This window comes from Streptomyces sp. NPDC001617 (assembly GCF_053596855.1).
Map to the genome: position 1 here is coordinate 67,093 of NZ_JBSFHA010000018.1, position 21,613 is coordinate 88,705.

Consider the following 21,613-nt stretch of genomic DNA (forward strand, 5'->3'; position numbering starts at 1 on the left):
ACCGGCAGCGCCGGCAACTGGTGGTCGATCGCCGAGTTCAACGCATACGCATGATCACGTACATCGTGCTCCCCGAGCCCGGGCCGGCAAGCCGGCCCGGGCTCGGGGATACCCGATCCTCCGGTGCTGCGGGCTCGCGAGAAGCAGCCGGGGTGCTTCAGGCTGGGGCATCGCTCTCTCGCTTCGGCTGGTCCCGTCAGCGTGGAGTGCCGCCGGGGCGAAACCGTCCGTGTCAGCCCTCGAAGCCCTGGTCGCGCAGGATCTTGTCGATGCGGGTGCGGTGGGCCTCCTCCCACGCGTCGAGGGTCTCGTCGGCCTCCTTGGCCAGCTTGGCCCGGGCGGCGGTCAGGGTCTCCTGGGCGCCGGCGGAGGGGACGACCACGACGCCCTCCTCGTCGGCGACGACGATGTCGCCGGCGTTCACCGCGACTCCGGCGCAGCGCACTTGGGCATTGAGCGGCTCGACGACCTTCTTGTCTCCGGGAATGGGGATCACCCCCCGGGCGAACACCGGGAAGCCCAGGTCCCGGACCTCGGCGAGGTCGCGGATCAGCCCGTCGGCGACAAAGGCCGCGACGCCCCGGCGCTGCGCGACGGCGCACACGTTGCCGCCGGCCAGCGCGTAGTCCAGGTCGCCCGACTCGACGACGATGACGGCGCCCGGTGCGGCGCGGTGGATGGCCGCGTGCAGCATGAGGTTGTCGCCGGGAGGGCACCTCACGGTGAACGCCGATCCGGCCACGCGCGGTACCGGCGACCACAACGGTCGGATGCCGATGTCCATGACCTGCTCGTGGCCCAGGATGTCGGCGAGGGTGGTGGTCGGAACGTCCGCGAACGAGGAGGCGGCGGCTTCGGTGGCGTCTGTCATCGCTGCTGTGTCCTTCATTGTCGCTGTGGCTGCGGACGCGCGGACGCGTCCTTCTCCGGACTGTAGAAATGCTGCTCCCAGGTCGCGCCGCCGTCTTGCGTCGACAGTACGGTGCCCTCGTCGCCCACGATCCACCAGTGCCGGTCCGAGGCGACGTGCACGGCCCACAGAGACATGCCCGAACGGGTCGCGCCGGCCTGCCAGTTGGCCCGCACGGCCTTGAGGTTCTGGACGGTCCGCTGTCGTAGCGGCGCTCGCGGGCGCCCCCGTCCTCCGTGCCGAGGACGGTGCCGTCGTCGCCCACGGCCCAACAGGTACGGGTGTCGACGACATGCAGGCCGACCAGGTCGTCCGTGATGCCGACGGGCTGGGGCCGCCAGGTGGCGCCCGCGTCGTGCGTGGCCAGAACGGTGCCGCCGGAGCCCACGGCCCAGCCGGTCCGGTCGTCCGCGAACGCGACCGCCCACAGGGCGAGTTGGCCCGGCGCACCGGTCTTGTGAAGGGGTCCTCGCCGTACGCGTGCCCACCGCCCTCACCGACCTGTTCCTCGACGCTTCTACGGCGGGGGCTCCGTCGAGGCCGTCGGACGGGCGAATTGCGGGCCGCCGACGACGCGACCGTTCTGCGGGAAGTCCTCACTGACCGTGGCACGTCCCGAATACGTGCCCCCTGCGCACTCACGACCGCCGCCGATCTCAACTAGCCGGTAATGAAGGCGGTTTGAGGTCTTGTCACTGACACGCACGGTGTGGTTCACGTGGTTCAGGGCGTCGCCGGGTTCCAAGGTGCCGCTTGCCGGGTGTGAGGTGCAACGAGGGGGACTGCCATGCCCGATCCGGAGACCACGCTTGCCATGACGGCCGCAACGACGATCGTGGCGGCCATGGCCACGAGTGCCTGGCAGACGGCGCGCGCCGGGGCCTCGCGCCTCTTCCGACGGGGCGGCGAGGAAGAGCAGGGCGCCGCCGCTGCCCGGTTGGACGACGACGCTGTGCTGGTGGCACGGTCCGAGGACGCCGGGCGAGCTCGACAGGCGCTGATCGCTGCATGGCAGCTGCGCCTTGAGGATGTGCTGCGCCGGCATCCCGATGCGGGCGAGGAGATGAGCGCGTTGGTGGATCAGATCGGCTCCGTGCTGCCGCAGGTCGAGCGGGCCTGGGTGCAGACCAACGTCGCTCGTGACGGTGGCCATATCTTCGCCGCGCAGGGCGGGAACGTCATCATCCACCACGCCTCGCCCGATCGAACGGCAGCGCCGCGGCCGGAGGACGACCGGTGACCGCCGAGTCGGCGGGCGCACGCCAGACCGTACATGTGGAGAGCGGCTACGGGTACGGGGTCGTCGGCGCCGACCTGCACGTCTTCCCGGACCGCGGTCCGGTCTACCTGCTGGTCGAGCACCGGCCCCCGCCCGAGGCCGATACCCAGTGGCTGCTTCAGCAGCCGAGCCGGATGCTCAGCGCCCGGTACCACGTCGTCGACTTCACGGGCAGACAAGCCGAGTACGACGCGCTGGCCGACTGGCGGGACGCGGCAAGGCCCCGGCTCTCGGTCCGGTGGCTGCACGCCCCGGGCGGGCAGGGCAAGACACGGCTCGCCGCCGAGTTCGCCGCCCAAAGCCGGGCCGCGGGCTGGAAAGTCGTCAGCGCCGTGCAGGGGCCGCAGAAGGAGATCCAGCCACCACCCGGCAGCCACGATCTGCGATTACGGCACGAACGCGGACTTGTTCTCGTCGTCGACTATGCCGACCGCTGGCCCGTCACACATCTGAACTGGCTGTTCAGCAACGCTCTGCTGCACCGCTCGGTGCCCACCCGTGTCCTGCTGCTTGCCCGCTCCCCGCAGCCCTGGCCGGTGATCCGCGCCGCCCTGACCAAGCTGCAGGCCGATGCCAAGGCCCAGTCGCTGATGCCGCTGTCTGACGAGATCGGAGAGCGCGAGCGAATGTTCACAGCCGCTCGCGACTCCTTCGCAGCTCGTTACGGCCTCGCCGATCCCGCCGCGGTCACGCCGCCCAGCGTGCTCACCCGGCCTGACTACGGTCTTGTCCTCGCCCTGCACATGGCCGCGCTGGTCGCGGTCGATGCTCACGTCCACGGCCTACGGCCTCCTGAGGACATGGCGGGTCTGTCGTCGTACCTGCTGGATCGGGAGCGCGAGCATTGGCAATGTCTCTACGCCGGCCGCGACGATGGCAAGGACTACAGCACGCCCCCGTCCGCCATGACGCACACGGTCTTCACCGCTGCGCTGACCGGCGCAATGGCATACGAACGCGGCGCCACTCTGCTCCGGGGCCTCGACCTGAGATCCGACCCCGCTCGGCTGCTCGCCGACCATGCCGTCTGCTACCCGCCAACCGAGCCCGGCGCCGTCCTGGAACCGCTGTACCCTGACCGACTCGCCGAGGACTACCTCGCCCTCACTTTCCCAGGCCACACTGCCGGTGACGAACATCCCCCAGCGCCCTGGGCCGCTTCCACCGCGAAGGCACTGGCCGCCCGCGCCGCCCAGACCGGGCCGCCCGACCACATCGGCCGCCTGATCACGTTCCTCGCCTCTGCGGCCGCTCCCGGGCGCTGGCCCCATCTGGCGCCGCACCTGGGGGGCCTGCTTCGGTCCGATCCCCCGCTCGCCCTCGCGGCGGGCAGCGCGGCGCTGACCGCTCTCGCCGATGTCGCCGACCTTGATCTGGCCGTCCTGGAAGCCGTCGAGGCGCACTTCCCGCCAGGTCGGCATGCCGACCTGGACCCGGGGATCGCGGCCGTCACCGTGCGCCTGACCCGGCACCGCCTGGCCGACGCCACCGACCCGTTCCGCCGTGTTGACCTCTTGATGAAGCTCGCCACCCGGCTGGTGCACGCCGGCCTCTACGAAGAGGCCCTCGCCGCCGACGACGAAGCCGTGGTGCTCCTGGAGGGCCTGGCCGCGGACGACCCGGCCCGGTACGAGCCGGTGCTGGCGGTCGTGCTCGGCGATCGCGGGGTCACGCTCATGGAGATGCGGCGGTGGAGGGAGGCGGCGGCCGACCAGCGGCGGGCCGCCGACCTGCACCGGAGGCCGGCCGAGGTCAGGCCCGCCGTCGCCGAGTCCGGGTTGGCGGCGGATCTGTCCCATCTCGGCGTCAGTCTGTCGCACCTCGGCAAGATCGAGGAGGCTCTCGAAGCCGAGCAGGAAGCAGTGGAGATCGTCGAACGGCTCGCCTCAGCCAATCCTCGGAAGTGTGAGCCGGATCTGGCCTCCTCGTTGTCCAATTTCGGCAACCGCCTGTCCGAGGCAGGTCGTTGGGAGGAAGCGCTGAGCGCCGCCGACAGGGCCGTGATGATCCGCCGCCGCCTGGCGAAAGCCGACCCGGGCAGGGAGACTCCCGGACTCGCCCGTTCTCTGTCCAACCTGGGCCAGCGGCTCCGGGATCTCGGACGCTGGGAGGAGGGGCTGCGGGCCGAGCAGGAGGCGGTCGGCATCTTCGAGCACCTCGCCGAGGCCAACCCGGCCGCCTACGAGCTTGCGCTCGCCCGTTCCCTGGCCAACCTCGCCACCCATCTGCTGCACAACGGACAGCCCGCGCAGGCACTGGCCCGCGCCGAGCAGGCCCTGGCGATCCGGCGCCGCCTCGCGGAGGCCGACCCGGAAGCCCACGAGCTGGAATTGGCCGAGACTTACGCCACGTTGGGTGTCATCCTCGCCGCGACGGGGCGCCACGACGAGGCACTGGTCCAGGCCATGGATGCGGTACGTCGTCTGCGCCGCCTGGCCGACGCCGATCCGGCTGCCCATCGGGAACGCCTCGCACGGGCCCTGGCCTCGTTCGCCAAGGTGAGCCTCGAGGGCGGCCACGATCTCGACGCTGCCATATCGGCCACTGCCGAGGCCACGGAGATCTACCACACGCTGGGCCGGCAGAACCCGGCCGCGTACGCGCCCTACTTCCAGACCACCTTCGCCCTGCACGCCGACGTACTTCATGCCCTCGGCCGTACGGCCGAGGCGGGCGCCCTGCGCCGGCTCATGCGCACAGGAGATCCGACGGAGGTCCGCGGCATGATGCTGTCCGGCCATCGGACTCCGCGCGAAGAGCAGACCTGACGCAGGAGATTGATCAACCCAGGCTGCACACCTCTCTGTCCGCAAGGTCCCAGGCCGGTGATCCATTAGGCTGCGCCGCCCCTGACCTGGATCAGAGCTGGAGTGCGAAATGTGGCCCGCCCAGGAACGTCCGCGACGCCTGTGCGGTCGGCGGTGTCCCGGCCCTCCGCGGACGCGAAGAGGTGTCCGGCGAAGAGTCAAACGGCCGATCACCACGAGAACTTTACGTAGGTGAGCGATTACATTCTGTGTTGATGTCCGCTTGCTCAGCATTCCCCGGCAGCAGCCGCCCCGTGTCACGGACCGGGGTGGCGCTCGTGGTGCTGCTCGCCGCGCTGATGCATGTGCTGGCATGCGCCCATGGGCCGACCTCCACGGGAATGGGGCACGCGGACGCCGTCATTCATACGGCGAGCATGGCCCAAGGGCAGGTGTCCGGACTCACCGACCACGAGCCGTCCGTGCAGCAGCGCGGGCCGACGCGAGACGACGACGCGCACTGCTGTGGCACGGACGAGCCGACGGTTCAGCCCCCGCGCCACGCCGCTCGGGCCGTACACACAGTTCACGACGCGCTGCCTCCCCACCACCTCGGCGCCCAGCCGTCGCCCGCGCCACCAGCCCTCAGGCACACGCCTCCTGCGCCTGACGCGTCTTCAGCCGGAAACTCGCGGGCCCACCTCGGCGTGTGGCGGACCTGATCGACCCCGCGTCGTGCCCTCGGCCTCGACCACGGCGCGGCAGCCGATCTCCCCCGCCTCTTCCCCCTATGCACGGCCGGCCGCCGTTCGTGGCGCCGACCGCAGGAGAAGCACGCCATGAACCACCCCACCCGCAACACCACCCCCACGTCCCCGGCCCAGCTCCTCGCCGGCACCAAACGCCCCATGCTCACTCCGGCCGGCCTTGCCGGCGACACCCCCGTCCTGTGGATCGGCGCCCCTTTCGCCGCCGTCGGCCGCGGCTTCTGGGCCAAGCTCGAAGGCCACAATCCCGGCGGGATCAAGGACCGCGCGGCGCTGCACATGGTGCGCGCCGCACGCGAACGCGGGCAGCTGCTTCCCGGCGCCCGCATCGTCGAGTCGACCTCTGGCACCCTCGGTCTCGGTCTGGCACTGGCAGGCGGGACCTACGGCCACCCGGTCAACGTCGTCACCGACCCCGGCATGGAACCCCTGATGACCGGGCTGCTGGCCGCGTACGGTGCCGAGGTCGACATCGTCGACACCCCGCATCCCACCGGTGGTTGGCAGGAAGCCCGCCGCCGGCGGGTCGAAGAACTCCTCGCCGCCCACCAGGACGCCTGGTGCCCCGACCAGTACAACAACCCCGACAATGTGGCCGCTTACGCCCCGCTCGCCCACGAACTGGTCGCCCAGCTCGGCCGCATCGACACCCTGGTCGTCTCGGTCGGCACCGGCGGCCACTCGGCCGGAATTGCCGCCGTGCTGCGCGGCTTCTTCCCTCCCGTGCGCGTGGTCGGCGTGGACGCCACCGGATCGACCATCTTCGGCCAGCCGGCCACCGCACGTCTGATGCGCGGCCTGGGCAGCAGCATCTACCCCCGCAACGTCGCCTACGACCTCTTCGACGAGGTCCACTGGGTCGCCGCCCCCGAAGCGGTCTGGGCCGCCCGCCGCCTGGCCCGCGACCACTACGCCACCGGCGGCTGGAGCGTCGGCGCCGTCGCGCTCGTCGCCCGCTGGCTCGCCCGCACCCTGCCCGCCGAGGAACGGATCGTCGCCGTCTTCCCCGACGGGCCGCAACGCTACGTCGGCACGGTCTTCGACGACGCCTACTGCCGCGAACACGGCCTCCTGGGCCGCCTGCCCGCCGACGAGCCGGACGAGATCGCCCACCCCGGCGACCGGGTCGTGACCTCCTGGACACGCTGCACGCACGTCGCCGACCCTCTCGATGCCATCGGCCGGTCCGACACCGGCGCGCATCACACCCTCGCCGGAGCCGCCCGATGAAGACCCTGTGGCGGCAGACCCGCTCCTTCCCGCCCGCCGCACGGCTGTTGATGGCCAATCAGTTCGCCATCAACCTCGCCTTCTACATGCTCATGCCCTACCTCGCCGCCCATCTGGCCGGAGGGCTCGGTCTTGCCGCCTGGGCGGTCGGACTCGTCCTGGGCGTGCGCAACTTCTCCCAGCAGGGCATGTTCCTCATCGGCGGCACCCTCGCCGACCGCCTCGGCTACAAGGCCCCGATCATGGCCGGCTGCCTGCTGCGCACGGTCGGCTTCGGCCTGCTGGGCTGGGTCGACAGCCTGCCTGCCCTGATCGCCGCCTCGGCGGCCACCGGCTTCGCGGGCGCCCTGTTCAACCCGGCCGTCCGCGCCTACCTGGCAGCCGAGGCCGGAGAACGGCGCGTGGACGCCTTCGCCACCTTCAACGTCCACTACCAGGCGGGCATGTTGCTGGGCCCGCTGGTCGGACTCGCCCTGCTGGCCGCCGACTTCCGTCTCGTATGCACCGTCGCCGCCGCGATCTTCGCCGTCCTGACCGTGCTGCAAGGGCGCGTGTTGCCCGCCCGGCGGGGTGAGACACGTGCGGCGACATCCGACAAGGTGCTGGCTCAGTGGCGGACGGTCGCGGCCAATCGGCCCTTCCTGCTCTTCGCCACGGCGATGATCGGCTCGTACGTCCTGACGTTCCAGGTCTATCTCGCCCTGCCCCTCGCCGCCGCGAAGGCCCTGGGCTCCAAGGGGACGTGGGCGACGAGCGGACTGTTCGTCGTCTCTGCCGTGGTTGCCGTTGTCGGACAACTCCGGCTCATCGGCTGGGCGAAGCAACGCTGGAGCCCCGCCCAGGCCCTGGTGCGCGGACTGGCTGCGATGGGCCTGGCCTTCCTGCCCCTTGCCCTCACCCCACCGGGGACCCCCGTCGCCGTACTCACCGCCCTGGTCGTGGCGGTGACCCTGCTCGCGGCCGGCAGCGCGATCGTCTACCCCTTCGAGATGGACATGGTCGTCACGCTCTCCGGCAACCGTCTCGTCGCCACCCACTACGGCCTGTACAACACCGTCTCCGGCCTCGGCATCACCCTCGGCAACCTCTCCATCGGCGCCCTGTGGGACTTCGCCCGACGACACGACGCCCTCTGGCTGCCCTGGTGGGCCCTGGCCGCCACAGGGTTCGCCGGCGCGGCCTCTGTCGCTGAGCTTGCACGCAGCGGACGGCTGGTCGCGGGGGAGAAGGAGCGGCTCGCTCCCCTCTGACGCCGCACGAATGCGGGGTGGCCGACGACGTACGGCGTCGGCCACCCCTGCTCCGGCGATGCGTCAGAATCCTGCCGAGCATCCTCACCTCACCTCGCGGCGCGGCAGCCGGCGCATCCATGACGCCGGGTACTTCACCGAGCGGCATCAGCTGTTCGTCGTCATCGCGATCGGCCGATCAGGAACTGTCCGGGGCGGTCAGCAGGGTCAGATGGGCGAGGTCCCCCGGTGGTGGCGTGGTGACCGACCACAGCGGGGCGGGGGAGCCGTCGGCGATCGCGGCCGGGGCGTCGGTCAGGTTCATGCGCTCGCGCAGGCGGCCGTAGAAGTCCATCGGGCCCAGCCGGACGGCCCGCAGGCGGCGCGGGGCGGCGTACACGCCGATCCAGTCGCCCGGATCGAGGACGCCCCGCAGCTGGCCGTCGATGCTGACCGCGGCCGGCCCCGAACGCTCCAGGAGGCGCAGCCCGACCGGCTCGTCGGGGGCGGTGACGACCGAGCGGTCGAAAGCCATGTGCGGGGCGACCGGCGTGAAGACGAGGGCCTCCGCGCGAGGCGAGACGACGGGCCCGCCGGCCGCGAAGCTGTAGGCCGTCGAGCCGGTCGGCGTGGCCACCAGGAGCGCGTCGGCCGAGTAGGAGGCCAGGAGCCGGCCGGAGACGTAGACCCCGACGGACACCTGCCGGTCCCTCACCAGCTTCTCCACCACGATGTCGTTGAGCGCGGTGACGTCCAGCGGGATGCCCCAGTCCCGGTCGACCTCGCAGTCGGGCCGCACCTGCGGCGGCGGCAGGAGCGGCCCCCGGCCGTACTCGATGAGGGACTCCATGCCGGCCGGCACCTCCAGCCGGCGCGAGGCACGCAGGGCGAGCAGCATCCGGCTGTCGATCGCGAACCGGTCCTCCCGCACCGCGTCCAGCGCCGAGCGCACCGCGGAGGCGGACACCTCCGTCAGAAAGCCCACCCGGCCCAGGTCGACGCCCAGGACCAGGGCGTCGTTCGCGGCGGCCAGCCGGGCGCCGCGCAGGAAGGTGCCATCACCGCCCAGGGTCACCACCAGATCGGGGTGACCCGCGGCCTCGACCTCCTCACGCGCGCCGCGCCGCCCGCCGTCGTGCCACACGTCGATGTCCGTGCAGCGCACGGCGTGGTCCTCGCACCAGGCGCGGACCAGCCCGGCCGCTGCCACGGCCTCCGGGCGTCCGCCGTGTACGACCAGGCCCAGCCGGTTCACTGTCACTTCCGCCTCCGGACGATCTCGGTCACCAGGTGGTGGCCTCGGTACGCAACACGACCCAGGGCTCGCCCTTGCGGGCATGGTCGGTGGCCAGTTGCAGCCGCCCGTCCCACCGGGTGCCGTACACGGTGGCGTCCGTGACGGTCCGGACGACCAGGCGGGCCGCGTCGCCGGCGACGTCGAGGGTCGTGCTCTTCTCGTCGATGGTGTGGTAGATGAACCGGCCTTGTCTCATCTCTGCCAGCCATTCGGCTTTCGGCTGCACGTATCCGGTCATGTGGGTGAGGGTGAAGCCGTCGTCGAGTAGGCCGTCCAGAGCCAAGACGTCGCCCTGGCGGGCCTGTCACCGGCCGAGCAGACGCATACCCGCCTCGTCGTGGTGGTCACCGGCGGCCGAGGGCACGTTGTCGAGCTTCTCGAGCTGCTCGGCGGTCAGGACGATGCCGTCGGCGGCGGTGTTCTCCTCGGCCCGGTCGACCCGCTTGGTGCCGGGGATGGGGGCGATGCCGTCGCCCTGGGCGAGCAGCCAGGCCAGGGCGACCTGCGCGGGTGCTGCGCCGACTTCGTCGGCGACGGCCCTGACCTCGTCGGCCAGGCGCAGGTTGCGCCGGAAGTTCTCACCGGTGAAGCGGGGGTTGTTCTTGCGCCAGTCGGCGTCGTCGGTCGAGCGGATCTGCCCGGTGAGGAAGCCGTGGCCCAGCGGCGAGTAGGGCACGAAGCCGATGCCGAGTTCCCGATCCGTGGCTGCGTCGCCCGCCTGCGTGCCCTCTCGGGCGTCGAACCGGACGCCCCCGACCTCACCGGCCTCGCCGACGAACTCCTCACGAAAAGCCCGGACTTCGCCCGCCTGTGGGAACGCTACGACGTCAAGGCCCATGCGCACGGCCGCAAGACGTTCCATCACCCGGAGGTCGGGGACCTCACCCTCGGCCACCAGTCCATGGGGCTCGAAGGCACACCCGGCCACCGTCTCATCGCCTACTTCGCCGAACCGAACACGCCCGAGTACGACACCCTGGTCCTGCTGGACATGCTCGGCGCCGAGCCGTCACCGGCCCGCACCACCTCCACACCCGGGCCTTCCCGCAGGTCATGCCCTTGATCCAGACGTCCTGCCACACTCCTCCGACGCGGAGACGGTCCTGCCCGGCGTCGAACCGCTGCTGGAGGCGACGCCCTCGTCGTGCTCGACAGGACCGAGGAGTTGTCTGCCGGCCTCTTGGAAGTGGGCCACCCGTCCCTGCCGAAGCAGGAACGGTTCGCGGTGTTTGGTCAGGCGGCGATCCGGTGGTTCGCCATCATGAGCTCCACCTCCGCCAGGTTGCGCCACTGGGACAGCGAAGTCTTCGTGCTCGGCTCCGGCTTGCCCTCCTCGCTGCCCGGCCGGGTATGCCAGGTATGACCGGCGAAGAGGTGTGGCGGCCCTCTCGGCGAGGGTTCGTCAGGACAGCGTCCACTGCTGGCTGGTGGCTCCGGTGCCGGTCAGCTGGACGACGCCGGCGCCCGCGGTGGTGGAGGAGGAGTCCACCCCGATGTTCAGCCCGCTGTTGACGTTGACGAGCATGAACTTGGTGCCGGTGAGGCTGCCCACGAGGTCGGCGGCGAACTGCTGATTGGTGCCGCCGTTGCAGGTCCACTGCTGCAACTGGACGTTCTCTGCGGTGGACTTGTTCGGGACGTCCAGGCACAGGCCGCTCTTGACGCTGACGAGCGTGTAGACGTTGTCCGCGACCCGGTTCAGCGTCCACTTCTGGTTGTCGCCGCCGGTGGACTGCCACTGGATGACCTTGCCGCCGTTGCTCGTCGAGCCGCCCGAGACGTCCATCAGCATCGAGCTGCCGGCGTCGGTCAGCGTGTGCACCGCGTTGGTGGGCACACCGGAGCCGGGCGTCCAGGTGCCGGCGGTGGTGTCGAGTGACCAGCTCGGGTACTGGCCGACGTTGACTACGGTGCCGCGGATGGTCATGGGCAGCCAGATCAGTTGGGAGTTGCCGAGGTCGCTGGTGTTCCACCGGTCGCCGGCGTAGATGTACGTGGTGCCGGAACTGCCCTGCACGGTGATGATGTTCGCCGTCTGGCTGTTGTACGTGTGGGTGCCCGGCGCGGCGAAGTTCCGCATCGGAGCCCATGTCCCGCTCAGCGACGTGGCGGTGGTGTAGACGTTGTCGTTCGTGCTCCAGCCGGTCAGGTGGGAGGCGAGCAGGTAGTAGGTGCCGTTGCTCTTCACCATGGCGGGCGCCTCGTAGCTGGCCGAGCCGCTGCTGCCCAGCAGGGCCACGCTGCTGTCCACGGAGAGGTAGTCGGCGGAGAGCTTGTAGATGTGCAGGCCGTTGTTGCGGTCCTCGCTCAGCAGGTAGCCGGTGCCGTCGGTGTCCTGGAAGAGGTTCATGTCACGGCTCAGGTTGCCCATCGGGCGGAAGCTGCCCCGGTAGCTGTAGGGCCCGCAGGGGGTGCTGCTGGTGGCCACCCCGACCCGCGCGTCGCCGTAGTTGGTGCTGTCGATGTGCATGTACATCACGTACGTGCTGGTCGACGCGTTGTAGATGACCTTCGGCCGCTCCACGATCCGGCTCGGACCCAGGTCGCCGCTTGCCTGCTTGGCCAGGGCCACGCCCTGGTACGTCCAGCTGGAGAGGTCGGTGGAGGTGTAGCAGGGGATGTCCTGGAAGGACGTGTCGGACGAGGTCTCCCCGGTCTTGTCCTCGCCGAAGCCGTACCAGGTGTTGCCGGCCTTGATGATGCCCAGGCCGTGCAACTGGAGCGTGTTGCCGTTCTGGTCGGTCCTGGTGGCGCCGAGCGTGAAGGAGACGGTGGCGGCACTGGCGGGCGTGGCGGGCAGCAGCACTGCCGCGAGGCCTCCGAGCAGGGTGAGGAACGCGGCGGCGGCTGCCCGCAACCGGCCGCGCGAGGGCCGGTGGTGGAGTGCTCGATTCAGCATGCTCTGCCTCTCCTTCGAGGTTCTGACGTGACGTCGTCCGCATGCCGCCGGTGCCTGACGGCGTGTAGGAGGGGGAGTTGAGGCCGCGAACGATGGCAGACGCGGCGAACACGCGGCAGCGGCTGCGACGTTCAGTGGGAAATGAGAGCTTCCTGTTCGTTCCGCCGTCAAGAGGCGCGATCGATTTTGTTTGCTCATGACGGAACCGAGGGTGCTAGCGCGACCAGTTGGCCCTTCCCGGGTCGGAACTGTTGACCTCTCAAGGGTCCTGGGCGTACAACTGCCCGGGTGCCGATGGAAAGCGTTCATTACTGTTCGTTTGTGTGAGGGCGCCTCGGACCGGCCGCCGACTCAGGTCCACTCAATGGAGAGGTGCACCGCCATGGAGGTTCCAGCACGCGCGGTGTCCCGGCGGGGACTGCTCAAGGGCGCGGTCGTCGCCGCCGGCGCCGCCGCGGTCGGGATCGGTACGACGGGCACGGCTGCGGCGGCGGACGCCTCGGTCACCGCGACGGCCCCCGACGGCAGTACCACGATCACGATGTCGCTGACCGGCGGCGTTCTGACCTGGTCGGCCAAGCGCAGGGGTGCGACCGTCGTCGACACCTCGGCCTTGGGCCTGGAGCTGGGCGACGGGACGATGCTCGGCCGTAGCGGCACGGTCATCACCAACTACCAGCACTGGACTGTCAACAACACCTGGACTCCGGTCTACGGCCGCAACGCGACCGTCCACGACTGGTACCAGGAGATGCGCTGGACCCTCCAGGACACCGCCACCCTGATCAACTTCAGCGTCCAGATCCGCGCCTACCCCAGTGGTGTCGCCTTCCGGTACGTGCTGCTCGACAAGGGCACCGCCACCATCGCCGACGAGCTGACGACATTCGTCTTCCCCGACGGCACACTCGTCTACAGCGCCCGGGACGAGAACGTGTACAACCCTGTCGCTCCGGGTTCGATCCCGTCCACCGGGACCTCCGGCACCGACACCGGCCCGCTGACCGACCTTCCGCTGACCGCCACGTACGCGAGCGGCGGGCCGATCGCCTGCGTCTGCGAGTCGTCCCGCGTCAACTACCCCCGGCTGATGCTGAGTTCGGTGTCGGGGGAGCCCAACACGCTGGCCGCCCACTTGATGGAGCACACCGCCCGCGGGAGCGGGACGGTCCAGACGGCCTCCACGGTGACCACCCCGTTCGCCACCCCCTGGCGCGCGGTGGTGACCGGCTCCACCCACGCCGAACTGGTCGACAACGCCGAACTGGTGCTCAACCTGGCCCCCGCCGGCGCGCTGGCCGACACCTCATGGATAAAGCCCGGCAAGGTCTTCCGCTGCAACCTGACCACCGCCGACGGCACGGCGGGCGTCGACTTCGCCGTCGCTCGCGGGCTGCAGTACATCGAGTACGACGCCGGCTGGTACGGGCCGGAAGGCAGTACGACCGACGCCACCAAGCCGATCGACGCCATCGACCTGCCGTCGGTGATCTCCTACGCCACGGGCAAGGGCATCGGGGTCATCCTCTACGTCAACCGCATCGCGCTGACCAGCCCCGACAGTCTCTTCGCCCTCTACCGGAGCTGGGGCGTCGCGGGCGTGAAACTCGGTTTCATCAACGACGGCACCCAGGCCATGACCAACCAGATCACCGGTTGGGCGAAGACCGCGGCCGCGCACAGCCTGCTGATCGACATGCACGACGACGTGCGGCCGTTCGGCTACGAGCGGACCTACCCCAACTGGATCAGCCTGGAGGGTGTGCGGGGGAACGAGCACTTCCCGACCGCCTCCCACAACGTCACCCTGCCGTTCGCCCGGAACATCGGCGGGCCGATGGACTACACGATCTGCTACGGGCAGTCGCGCGACCAGACCACCAACGTCCACCAGATGGCGATGGCGGCGGTCTACTACCAGCCGCTGAACTTCCTCTACTGGTACGACTCGCCGTCCAAGTACGCCAACACCGCCAACTGGCCCGGCCTGCCATGGTTCGACGCCATCCCCACCACCTGGGACGAGAGCCGAACCCTCGACGGATCGATCGGCCAGTACGTCGCGGTCGCGCGCCGGAACGGCACCACCTGGTACCTGGGTGCGATGACCGACGAGTCGGCCCGGACGCTGTCGCTCCCGCTGTCCTTCCTCGCCGGCGGCAACTGGACGGCGACGGTCTACGCCGACGGCACGCCCGGCACCTACGCCTACCAGACTCCCGTCGTGAAGAGCACCCGGACCGTCACCTCGGCCACCGTGCTCAGCGTGGCCATGGCCCCCGCCGGCGGTCAGGTGGTGGTGCTGAAGCCGAACTGACGCCGGTCCCGACCCGCCGGTCGATCGGCCCATCATGGCGGCCTGCTTCGACGGCCAGGTCGCGGCAGCGATCCGGGCCGCAGCAGGACTGCCGCACCGATCAGTCCGTCTCCGTCGACGGTGAGGAGTACGGGGAGAGGGTCTGTTCGGCCCAGATCGTCTTGCCGGTGTACGTCTGGCGGGTGCCCCAGCCCTGGGTGAGCTGGGCGACGAGGAGCAGGCCGCGGCCGCCTTCGTCGAAGGTGCGCGCGCGGCGCAGATGGGGGCTGGTGTTGCTGGCGTCGGAGACTTCGCAGATGAGGTTGCGGTCGCGGATGAGCCGGAGCTGGATGGGGGCGCCGCCGTAACGGATGGCGTTGGTGACGAGTTCGCTGACGACCAGTTCGGTGACGAAGGCGGCCTCGTCCAGGCCCCAGACGGCCAGCTGCCGGGTGGTGTTCTTACGGGTCTCGGCGACCGCTGACGGGTCGGGCGGCACGTCCCAGGTGGCGACATGGGCCGCGTCCAGGGCCCGGGTGCGGGCTATCAGCAGCGCCACGTCATCGGCGGGGTGGTCCGGGAGAAGCGTCTGGAGCACGGTGTCGCAGGTGCTCTCCAAGGACGGAGCCGGCCGGGCCAGGACCCTGCGCAGTGCGTCGAGGCCTTCGTCGATGTCGCGGCCGCGGGCCTCGATGAGGCCGTCGGTGTACAGCGCGAGGATGCTTCCTTCCGGCAGCTCGATCTCGGTGACCTCGAAGGGCAGGCCACCCAGCCCCAGCGGCGGGCCCGCAGGGACGTCGGGGAACACCACGACGCCGTCCGGGGTCGCCAGCGCGGGAACGGGGTGGCCCGCGCGAGCCATGGCGCAGCGCCGGGAGACCGGGTCGTAGACGGCGTACAGGCAGGTCGCGCCGATGTCGCCGACGCTGCCGGCCGCGCCTTCGGCCTCGGCGGACAGGCGGATGACCATGTCGTCCAGGTGGGTCAGCAACTCGTCGGGCGGGAGGTCGACATCGGCAAGGGTGCGCACGGCGATACGCAGTCGTCCCATGGCGGCCGAGGCCTGGATGCCGTGGCCGACGACGTCGCCGACGACGAGCGCGACCCGGGCGCCGGACAACGGGATCACGTCGAACCAGTCGCCGCCGACGCCGGCCTGCGTGCTGGCGGGCAGGTAACGGGAGGCGACGTCGACGGCGGCCTGCGGGGGCAGCCGCTGCGGCAGGAGACTGCTCTGCAGGGTGAGGGAGGTGCGGCGCTCGCGGGTGTAGCGGCGGGCGTTGTCGATGCAGACGGCGGCCCTGGCGGTGATCTCCTCGCCCAGGAGCAGGTCGTCCTGCTCGAAGGGTTCCGGGCGCCGGTGGCGGGAGAAGGTGGCCACGCCGAGGGTGATGCCGCGGGCGCGCATCGGCACGGCCAGCACCGAGTGGAAGCCGAAGCGTCGCATCCGCTCGGCCCGGTCCGGGGTCTGGCTCGCCACCCGGGCCATCGCGGAAGCGGTCACGTTCTCGATCAGCGGGCGGCCGCTGGTCAGGCACCTGGCCGCGGTCGAATCGTCCGGGTAGGCGGCCACCGTTCCTCGCCTCACCACGATCTCGGGGCAGCCCTCCAGGACGGACTGGTAGGCGACCCGGCGCAGCATGACGGGGCTGGGCGGCGAGCCGGCGCGTGGGTCGTCGCCGCCTTCGATGGCGGGAAGCAGGTCGACGGTGACGAAGTCCGCGAGCTGCGGGATGGCCACATCGGCGAGTTCCTGCGCGGTCCGGGCGAGGTCCAGGGTGCTGCCGATGCGGATGCTGGCCTCGTTGAGCAGGGCCAGGCGCCCTCGGGCCAGATGCTCCTCGGTCACGTCATGTGCGGAAAGGAGCACTCCCCGTATCGTTCCCTCGGCGTCCCGCACGGGGGTGAGCAAAGTCGTCCAGACGCTCTCGCTCTCGTGGCCCGCCAGGTGCAGGGACTGCTGCAGATGCTGCTGTTCGCCGGTCTCCAGCGCCCGGCGCATGCACTGTTCCGTCCGGTCGGACTCCGGGTCGACCACGATCTCCGATACGCGCAGCCCCTGCATCGCCGCTTCGGGCAGACCGATCACCCGCTCCATGTCCGCGTTCGCCCGCCGCAGCCGCAGGCCGGTGTCGTAGAGCGCCGTCGTGACCGGGGACCGGGTGAACGCCCACATCACCAGCGCGTCGTCGTGGAGCGGCGACGCCTGCCGGGCCAGGGGGCAGACCAGGAGCCACTCGCCGCCCCCTCTGTCCTCGCCGTCGGGCTCGCGGTGGTGGGCCAGCAGGTTCACCGCGAGGTGGTGGCCGTCCCGGTGCAGGAGAGTCGCCGTCCCGTTCCACCGCGGCAGCGTTTTCAGGGAGCGAAGCGTCTCGGCGGGCGGCTCCCCTGCGAGGAACGATGCCGCGGGCCGGCCGATGACCTCGGTGGACCGGTATCCGAGCAGCCGTCGTGCTCCCTCGCTCCACCCGGTCACGACGCCGTTCGGGTCCACGCGGGCTGTGGCCGTGGCCGACTCGTCGATCGGGTCGTCCGGCCGCCACGCCGCCCGGTCGTCGCCGGCGGTGTCAGAACCCGTCATCGCGTTCATCCGCCCTCATTTCGGTCTTTCCACCGTGCGTCCCGGCCCGGCGACGAGCAACCGAGGGGAGATGGTCGGACATATATCCTCAATAAGGACATAAATGCAAAAGGTCAATGCATCGGGGCTGGAGGGTCGTGCCATGACTGTCGCCGGCGAGGAGACGTGGCCGGATGCGGCCGAATGGACCGGGAAGATCTACAGCGGCGGTTGGCGGCAGTCCGAGGGCGGGATTCAGCCGGTGAACGAACCCGCCACGGGAGAGCGGCTGGCGGAGGTGGGTGTGGCAGCGCCCGCGGATGTCGCCCGGGCCGGGGTCCTGGCCGCCCGAGCCCAGCGGGCCTGGGCCGAGACGGCACCTCAGGAGCGCGCCGAGATCCTGCTCCGCGCCGCCCGGGCCCTGCGCGACAACCGCGAGGCGATTCGCGAGTGGATCGTCAGGGAGTCCGGAGGCGTCCCGGCGAAGGGCGACTACGAGATCGCGGCCGGACTCAGCCAGCTGGCGCAGGCCGCCGGCCTCGCGTCGCTGCCCCGCGGCGAGATCCTGAGCCCGTCGGCACCCGGCCAGACCAGTCACGCATGGCGGGTACCGCTGGGGGTGGTCGGCGTCATCAACCCCTGGAACGCCCCCCTGCTGTTCGCCATGCGGGCCCTGGCGCCCGCGCTCGTGCTGGGCAACGCCGTCCTGCTCAAGCCCGATCCCCACACACCGGTGTCCGGCGGTGTCGTCGTGGCCCGGCTGTTCGAGGAGGCCGGACTGCCCGAGGGGTTGCTCCACGTCCTTCCCGGAGGCCTCGGCACCGGTGAGGCGGTCGTGGCCGATCCCCACGTCGCCATGGTCGCGTTCACGGGCTCCACCAGGGCGGGACGGGCGGTCGCCCGCGCCGCGGGCGACGGGCTCAAGCGGGTGGCCCTGGAGCTGGGTGGCAAGAACTCGATCGTCGTGCTCGACGACGCGGACATCGACTCCGCCGCGGCGGCCGGAGCGATGAGTTCCTTCGGCTATCAGGGACAGGCCTGCGTCGCCGCCGGACGTCATCTGGTGCACACCGACCTCGTGGAGCCGTACACCGAGGCACTGATCAGGCAGGCCAAGGCGCTGCGGGTCGGCGACCCCCGCGAGAAGGGTGTGGCTCTCGGTCCCGTGATCAGCGAGCGCCAGGTCGCGAGGATCGAACGCATCGTGGACGAGAGCGTGGCCGCCGGGGCGCGGGTGCTGACGGGCGGACGCCGCGACGGGCTGTTCTACCCGCCCACCGTTCTGGACCACGTCGAGCGGACCATGCCCGCCTTCACCGAGGAGATCTTCGGGCCTGTGGCCCCCGTCGTCGCGTTCCGCACCGACGAGGAGGCCGTCGAGATCGCCAACGACACGGAATACGGCCTGACGGCGGCTGTGCACTCCGGTTCTGTGTCGCGGGCCGCGGTCATCGCCGAGCAGTTGCGCACCGGCATGGTGCACCTCAACGACGTCTCCGCCAAGGACGCCGCGAACGCCCCGTTCGGCGGGATGGGAGCATCGGGCAACGGTTCCCGCATCGGCGGCACCGCCAACCTGGAGCAGTTCACCCAGTGGCGCTGGATGACGGTCCAGGGTTCCGCGTAATCGCGGGGTGACGACGACGCGACCAGCGAGTGCCGGCAGCCCGGGTGTCTCCGGCTGCCCGAGGCGGTGCCACCGGTGGTTCGGGCAGCGGTGCCGCCTCGACCGCGAGCAAACTGGCGGGCTCGGCGGGCGGTGACGCGGGCTTCATCACGGTCGGCGGCGTTCGTCGGCGCGGTGGCGCTCTCCGCCTACGACGTCGCCAAGGCGCCGCCGGCCCAGCGGCTCCACACCGCCACCCGGGACGCCGCGGGCCTCGCGGGCGGTCTGGCGGGCGCGGCCTACGGCGCGGAGGTGGGTGCCTCGATCGGCTCGGCCATACCCGGTGCGGGTACCGTCGGCGGCGGTGTCGTCGGCGGTGTCGTCGGAGGCATCATCGGCAGCGGTGTGGCGTCCGATGTGGCCGACAAGGTCATGAATTGGTTCTGACCCCGGAGGGAGGCATCCCCAGCGTGACTGGTACCGAGCCTGTCGGACTGCTGAACGTCGTGATCGTGTACGAGCGGCCCTCGGCGAACAGGGTGTCCTGTCACGCCCGCTGCGTCAGTCTGGGGCGGAGCATCTTCCCCGGCGATTCAGTGCTTCCGGAGGACAGCCCACCGGATGCCGGGGTCTCCCCGGCCCGGGTGCTCCGGATACACCGACAGCCGTACGGGGAGTTCACCGAACTGACCCCTGGCTGGAGCGCCGTGATCGAGCTCGAGGCCCCCGAGGGCACGGACCTGTCCTGGGCGCAGCCCATGGCGAACCTCCGAGTGGTCCAGATGGAGGCACCCACAGCGTGACCGGCACCGAGCCCGAGGGGCTGTTGGGGGTGGAGATCGTGTACGAGCGGCCCTCGGCGAACACGGTGGTCTGCCATGCCCGCTGCATCAGTGTGGGGCGGAGCGTCTTCCCCGGCGATGCGGTGCTTCCGGAGGACAGCCCAGTGGCTGCCGTTACTCCCCGGGCCCGGGTGGTCCGCATGTACCGGCCGCCGTTCGGGGAGTTCTCCGAACTACCCCCCGTCTGGCACGCCGTCATCGAACTCGAAGGCCCCGAGGGCGCGGACCTGTCCTGGGTGCAGCCCGACGCGAACCTCCGAGTGGTGCCGCCGCCGGCCGGCAGTTGAAGGTATCAACGGCCGCTGTTTGCCCCACCGTTGCCGTGCCCGCACTAGCGTGCCGAACTGGTGTCTGCTGTTGCCGAACGGGGGCGTTGTGGCCATTGAGCTGCCTGAAGAGGTCGTTTCCTTCCTGCAGTTCATCGGGGTGAACTGGCCGAACGTGAACGAGGACAAGGTTCGTGAGTTCGCGTCCCATGTGCGGGACTTCGCGGACAAGCTGGACGAGACGCACCAGGACTCCTCGGCGACGATCAAGCGGATGGCCGAGGTGTACCAGGGCCCCTCCTACGAGGCGTTGCTGGCGAAGTGGTCGCAGATGTCGTCCGGTCACATGGACGAGCTGGTGTCGGCCTGTCACACGGTGGCGACCGCGCTGGACGTGGCGGCGGACGTCATCGTGGGCATGAAGGTCGAGGCGATCGCCGAACTGGCGGCGCTGGCCGTGTCGTTCGTGGCGGACCAGGCGGCCGCGGTGGTCACCCTCGGGATCGCGGAGGCGGCCGAGGTGCTGATCGTGGAGGCCGCCGAGAAGCTGATGGACTACCTGGAACAGCAGTTGGAGCAGTACATCATCGGGCAGGTCATCGAGGCGGCCGTGGAACCGCTGGTGGAGGTGGTCGGCCGGGCGGTGAGCGGACTGGTGTTCAAGGCGGCGGAGTCCGCGGCGGGCGTCTCCGCCGGCGGGGGCGACGCGGGGACCGGCTTCTCCATGGACCCCGAGCAGGTGCACGCCCACGCGGAGCTGATGCACGGTCACGCGGAGAAGGTGGCCGCGCACGCCGAGGAGTTCACGTCGAAGCTGGCCGGGGTGAGCTTCGAGTGACCAACCAGATCGTCAAGGCGCTGGAGCACGCCGCGCAGAAGACCGGCAAAGCCGTCGGGGAGGACGCCGGCAAGGCCGTCAAGGATCTCTACCACGACACCGGGAAACGGCTGAAGCGGGTCGCGGACAACCACCTCGAGAACGACGCCAAGCACGCGGGGGAGCTGGAGCGGCTCGCCAAGCGCCCCAGGACCGAGGAGACGCCGGTCTACCACATGGCCGACGACGGAAGCATCCGTCGGCTGAACCCCGACCGCTCCCATTCCGACCTGACGGACGCGGACCGGGCGAAGCTCGGGCTCGACAGCACCTCGATCGGACGTCCGGTCAGGGGCGAACAGAACGCCAAGCTGAAGAACAAGAGCGAGGGGCGCACCGATCCGCGTCCGAAGGCGTCGTCCCAGCAGGTCCCGCTCGGCAGCACCGACCTTTCGCAGGCCACCCGGCTCGCCCGCCACGCGGACCGCAGTTACGGCACCCACAACAAGGACGGGGACTTCACGAGCAACAACTACGCGGCCGCGCGGGTGCGGAGCAAGGACGGCAGCGGAGACTTCGTTCTCGTGGCCCGCAGCAACGGGCGCCGGCACTCGGAGCGGATGATCGGGACGCCGTTCCTGAGGGAGGGGGAACCGTCCCGAATACGTCATCTCTATACGGAGCGAGAACCCTGCAGTACGGGAGCGAATTGCAGTTCATGGATGGCGGAGAGATTCCCGGGAACGGAAGTGAGCCATAGTGTCGAATACGGCGTCGACAAGGCGTCGAGAGAACGCGGTAATTCCATGATGGAAAGCTATCTTGACCAGCTGAAACTGAGTAGATAAGATCTCGTGGGTTATCTACT

General features: G+C 70.4%; 18 protein-coding genes and 3 pseudogenes. 13 read left to right on the forward strand and 8 right to left on the reverse strand.

Going from position 1 to position 21,613, the window contains the following annotated elements:
• Positions 1-232: 232 nt before the first annotated feature.
• The 3 genes and pseudogenes from ACWC09_RS16420 to ACWC09_RS16430 form a co-directional block, all read right to left on the reverse strand.
• Positions 233-871, reverse strand: coding sequence for an RraA family protein (locus ACWC09_RS16420; RefSeq protein ID WP_450851214.1), 639 nt, complete (start codon positions 869-871; stop codon positions 233-235).
• Positions 872-885: 14 nt separating this feature from the next.
• On the reverse strand, positions 886-1,086 hold the full coding sequence (locus ACWC09_RS16425) for a YCF48-related protein (protein ID WP_450851215.1): 201 nt from the start codon (positions 1,084-1,086) through the stop codon (positions 886-888).
• Between the two features lie 53 nt (positions 1,087-1,139).
• Positions 1,140-1,340: pseudogene (locus tag ACWC09_RS16430) on the reverse strand (WD40/YVTN/BNR-like repeat-containing protein); the annotation flags it as partial.
• A 357-nt stretch (positions 1,341-1,697) separates the two neighbouring features.
• Here ACWC09_RS16430 and ACWC09_RS16435 point away from each other — a divergent pair.
• The 4 genes from ACWC09_RS16435 to ACWC09_RS16450 all read left to right on the forward strand — a co-directional run bounded on the left by ACWC09_RS16435 (position 1,698) and on the right by ACWC09_RS16450 (position 8,183).
• On the forward strand, positions 1,698-2,150 hold the full coding sequence (locus ACWC09_RS16435) for a hypothetical protein (RefSeq protein WP_450851216.1): 453 nt from the start codon (positions 1,698-1,700) through the stop codon (positions 2,148-2,150).
• Positions 2,147-4,957 carry a tetratricopeptide repeat protein gene (locus ACWC09_RS16440; protein WP_450851217.1) on the forward strand — a complete coding sequence of 937 codons (2,811 nt, stop codon included), beginning with the start codon at positions 2,147-2,149 and terminating at the stop codon, positions 4,955-4,957. Before ACWC09_RS16435 ends, ACWC09_RS16440 begins: the two co-directional genes overlap by 4 nt.
• Positions 4,958-5,775: 818 nt before the next feature.
• A complete protein-coding gene (locus ACWC09_RS16445) occupies positions 5,776-6,933 on the forward strand; it encodes a PLP-dependent cysteine synthase family protein (protein ID WP_450851218.1) in 1,158 nt (385 codons plus the stop codon).
• The gene (locus ACWC09_RS16450) at positions 6,930-8,183 is read left to right on the forward strand and encodes an MFS transporter (protein WP_450851219.1); all 1,254 of its coding nucleotides are present in this window, start codon (positions 6,930-6,932) and stop codon (positions 8,181-8,183) included. Before ACWC09_RS16445 ends, ACWC09_RS16450 begins: the two co-directional genes overlap by 4 nt.
• Positions 8,184-8,361: 178 nt before the next feature.
• On the opposite strand, the gene ACWC09_RS16455 is transcribed toward ACWC09_RS16450, so the two are convergent.
• The 3 genes and pseudogenes from ACWC09_RS16455 to ACWC09_RS16465 all read right to left on the reverse strand — a co-directional run.
• Complete coding sequence (locus ACWC09_RS16455) at positions 8,362-9,423, reverse strand: NAD(+)/NADH kinase (protein ID WP_450851220.1); 1,062 nt, start codon at positions 9,421-9,423, stop codon at positions 8,362-8,364.
• Between the two features lie 22 nt (positions 9,424-9,445).
• Positions 9,446-9,745 (reverse strand): annotated as a pseudogene (locus tag ACWC09_RS16460) (nuclear transport factor 2 family protein); the annotation flags it as partial.
• Between the two features lie 18 nt (positions 9,746-9,763).
• A pseudogene (locus ACWC09_RS16465) lies at positions 9,764-10,156 on the reverse strand (aldo/keto reductase); the annotation flags it as partial.
• Between ACWC09_RS16465 and ACWC09_RS16470 the strand changes: the two are divergent.
• Positions 10,112-10,522 carry an MmyB family transcriptional regulator gene (locus ACWC09_RS16470; protein ID WP_450851221.1) on the forward strand — a complete coding sequence of 137 codons (411 nt, stop codon included), beginning with the start codon at positions 10,112-10,114 and terminating at the stop codon, positions 10,520-10,522. The pseudogene ACWC09_RS16465 and the gene ACWC09_RS16470 sit on opposite strands and share 45 nt — an antisense overlap.
• Positions 10,523-10,603: 81 nt before the next feature.
• Positions 10,604-10,822: a hypothetical protein gene (locus tag ACWC09_RS16475; RefSeq protein WP_450851222.1), complete on the forward strand. Its 219-nt coding sequence runs from the start codon at positions 10,604-10,606 to the stop codon at positions 10,820-10,822.
• 39 nt (positions 10,823-10,861) lie between these two features.
• Here the strand turns inward: ACWC09_RS16475 and ACWC09_RS16480 are convergent, their stop codons facing one another.
• The gene (locus ACWC09_RS16480) at positions 10,862-12,358 is read right to left on the reverse strand and encodes an RICIN domain-containing protein (protein WP_450851223.1); all 1,497 of its coding nucleotides are present in this window, start codon (positions 12,356-12,358) and stop codon (positions 10,862-10,864) included.
• A gap of 382 nt (positions 12,359-12,740) precedes the next feature.
• On the opposite strand from ACWC09_RS16480, the gene ACWC09_RS16485 reads away from it, so the two are divergent.
• A complete protein-coding gene (locus ACWC09_RS16485; RefSeq protein ID WP_450851224.1) occupies positions 12,741-14,675 on the forward strand; it encodes a glycoside hydrolase family 97 catalytic domain-containing protein in 1,935 nt (644 codons plus the stop codon).
• 100 nt (positions 14,676-14,775) lie between these two features.
• Here ACWC09_RS16485 and ACWC09_RS16490 read toward each other — a convergent pair whose 3' ends face one another.
• Positions 14,776-17,244, reverse strand: a complete 2,469-nt coding sequence (locus tag ACWC09_RS16490) for a SpoIIE family protein phosphatase (protein ID WP_450851225.1) — start codon at positions 17,242-17,244, stop codon at positions 14,776-14,778.
• Between the two features lie 133 nt (positions 17,245-17,377).
• On the opposite strand from ACWC09_RS16490, the gene ACWC09_RS16495 reads away from it, so the two are divergent.
• From ACWC09_RS16495 to ACWC09_RS16520, 6 genes are all read left to right on the forward strand, one after another.
• Positions 17,378-18,841 (forward strand): benzaldehyde dehydrogenase, encoded by a 1,464-nt coding sequence (locus tag ACWC09_RS16495; protein ID WP_450851226.1) that lies wholly within the window; start codon positions 17,378-17,380, stop codon positions 18,839-18,841.
• A 132-nt stretch (positions 18,842-18,973) separates the two neighbouring features.
• Positions 18,974-19,267, forward strand: coding sequence for a hypothetical protein (locus tag ACWC09_RS16500; RefSeq protein ID WP_450851227.1), 294 nt, complete (start codon positions 18,974-18,976; stop codon positions 19,265-19,267).
• Positions 19,268-19,290: 23 nt separating this feature from the next.
• A complete protein-coding gene (locus ACWC09_RS16505; protein ID WP_450851228.1) occupies positions 19,291-19,623 on the forward strand; it encodes a hypothetical protein in 333 nt (110 codons plus the stop codon).
• Positions 19,620-19,949 carry a hypothetical protein gene (locus ACWC09_RS16510; RefSeq protein ID WP_450851229.1) on the forward strand — a complete coding sequence of 110 codons (330 nt, stop codon included), beginning with the start codon at positions 19,620-19,622 and terminating at the stop codon, positions 19,947-19,949. The genes ACWC09_RS16505 and ACWC09_RS16510 overlap by 4 nt, the downstream gene beginning before the upstream one ends.
• An 88-nt stretch (positions 19,950-20,037) precedes the next feature.
• Positions 20,038-20,766, forward strand: coding sequence for a WXG100-like domain-containing protein (locus ACWC09_RS16515; RefSeq protein WP_450851230.1), 729 nt, complete (start codon positions 20,038-20,040; stop codon positions 20,764-20,766).
• Positions 20,763-21,593, forward strand: coding sequence for a nucleic acid/nucleotide deaminase domain-containing protein (locus tag ACWC09_RS16520; RefSeq protein WP_450851231.1), 831 nt, complete (start codon positions 20,763-20,765; stop codon positions 21,591-21,593). The genes ACWC09_RS16515 and ACWC09_RS16520 overlap by 4 nt, the downstream gene beginning before the upstream one ends.
• Positions 21,594-21,613 lie beyond the last annotated feature (20 nt).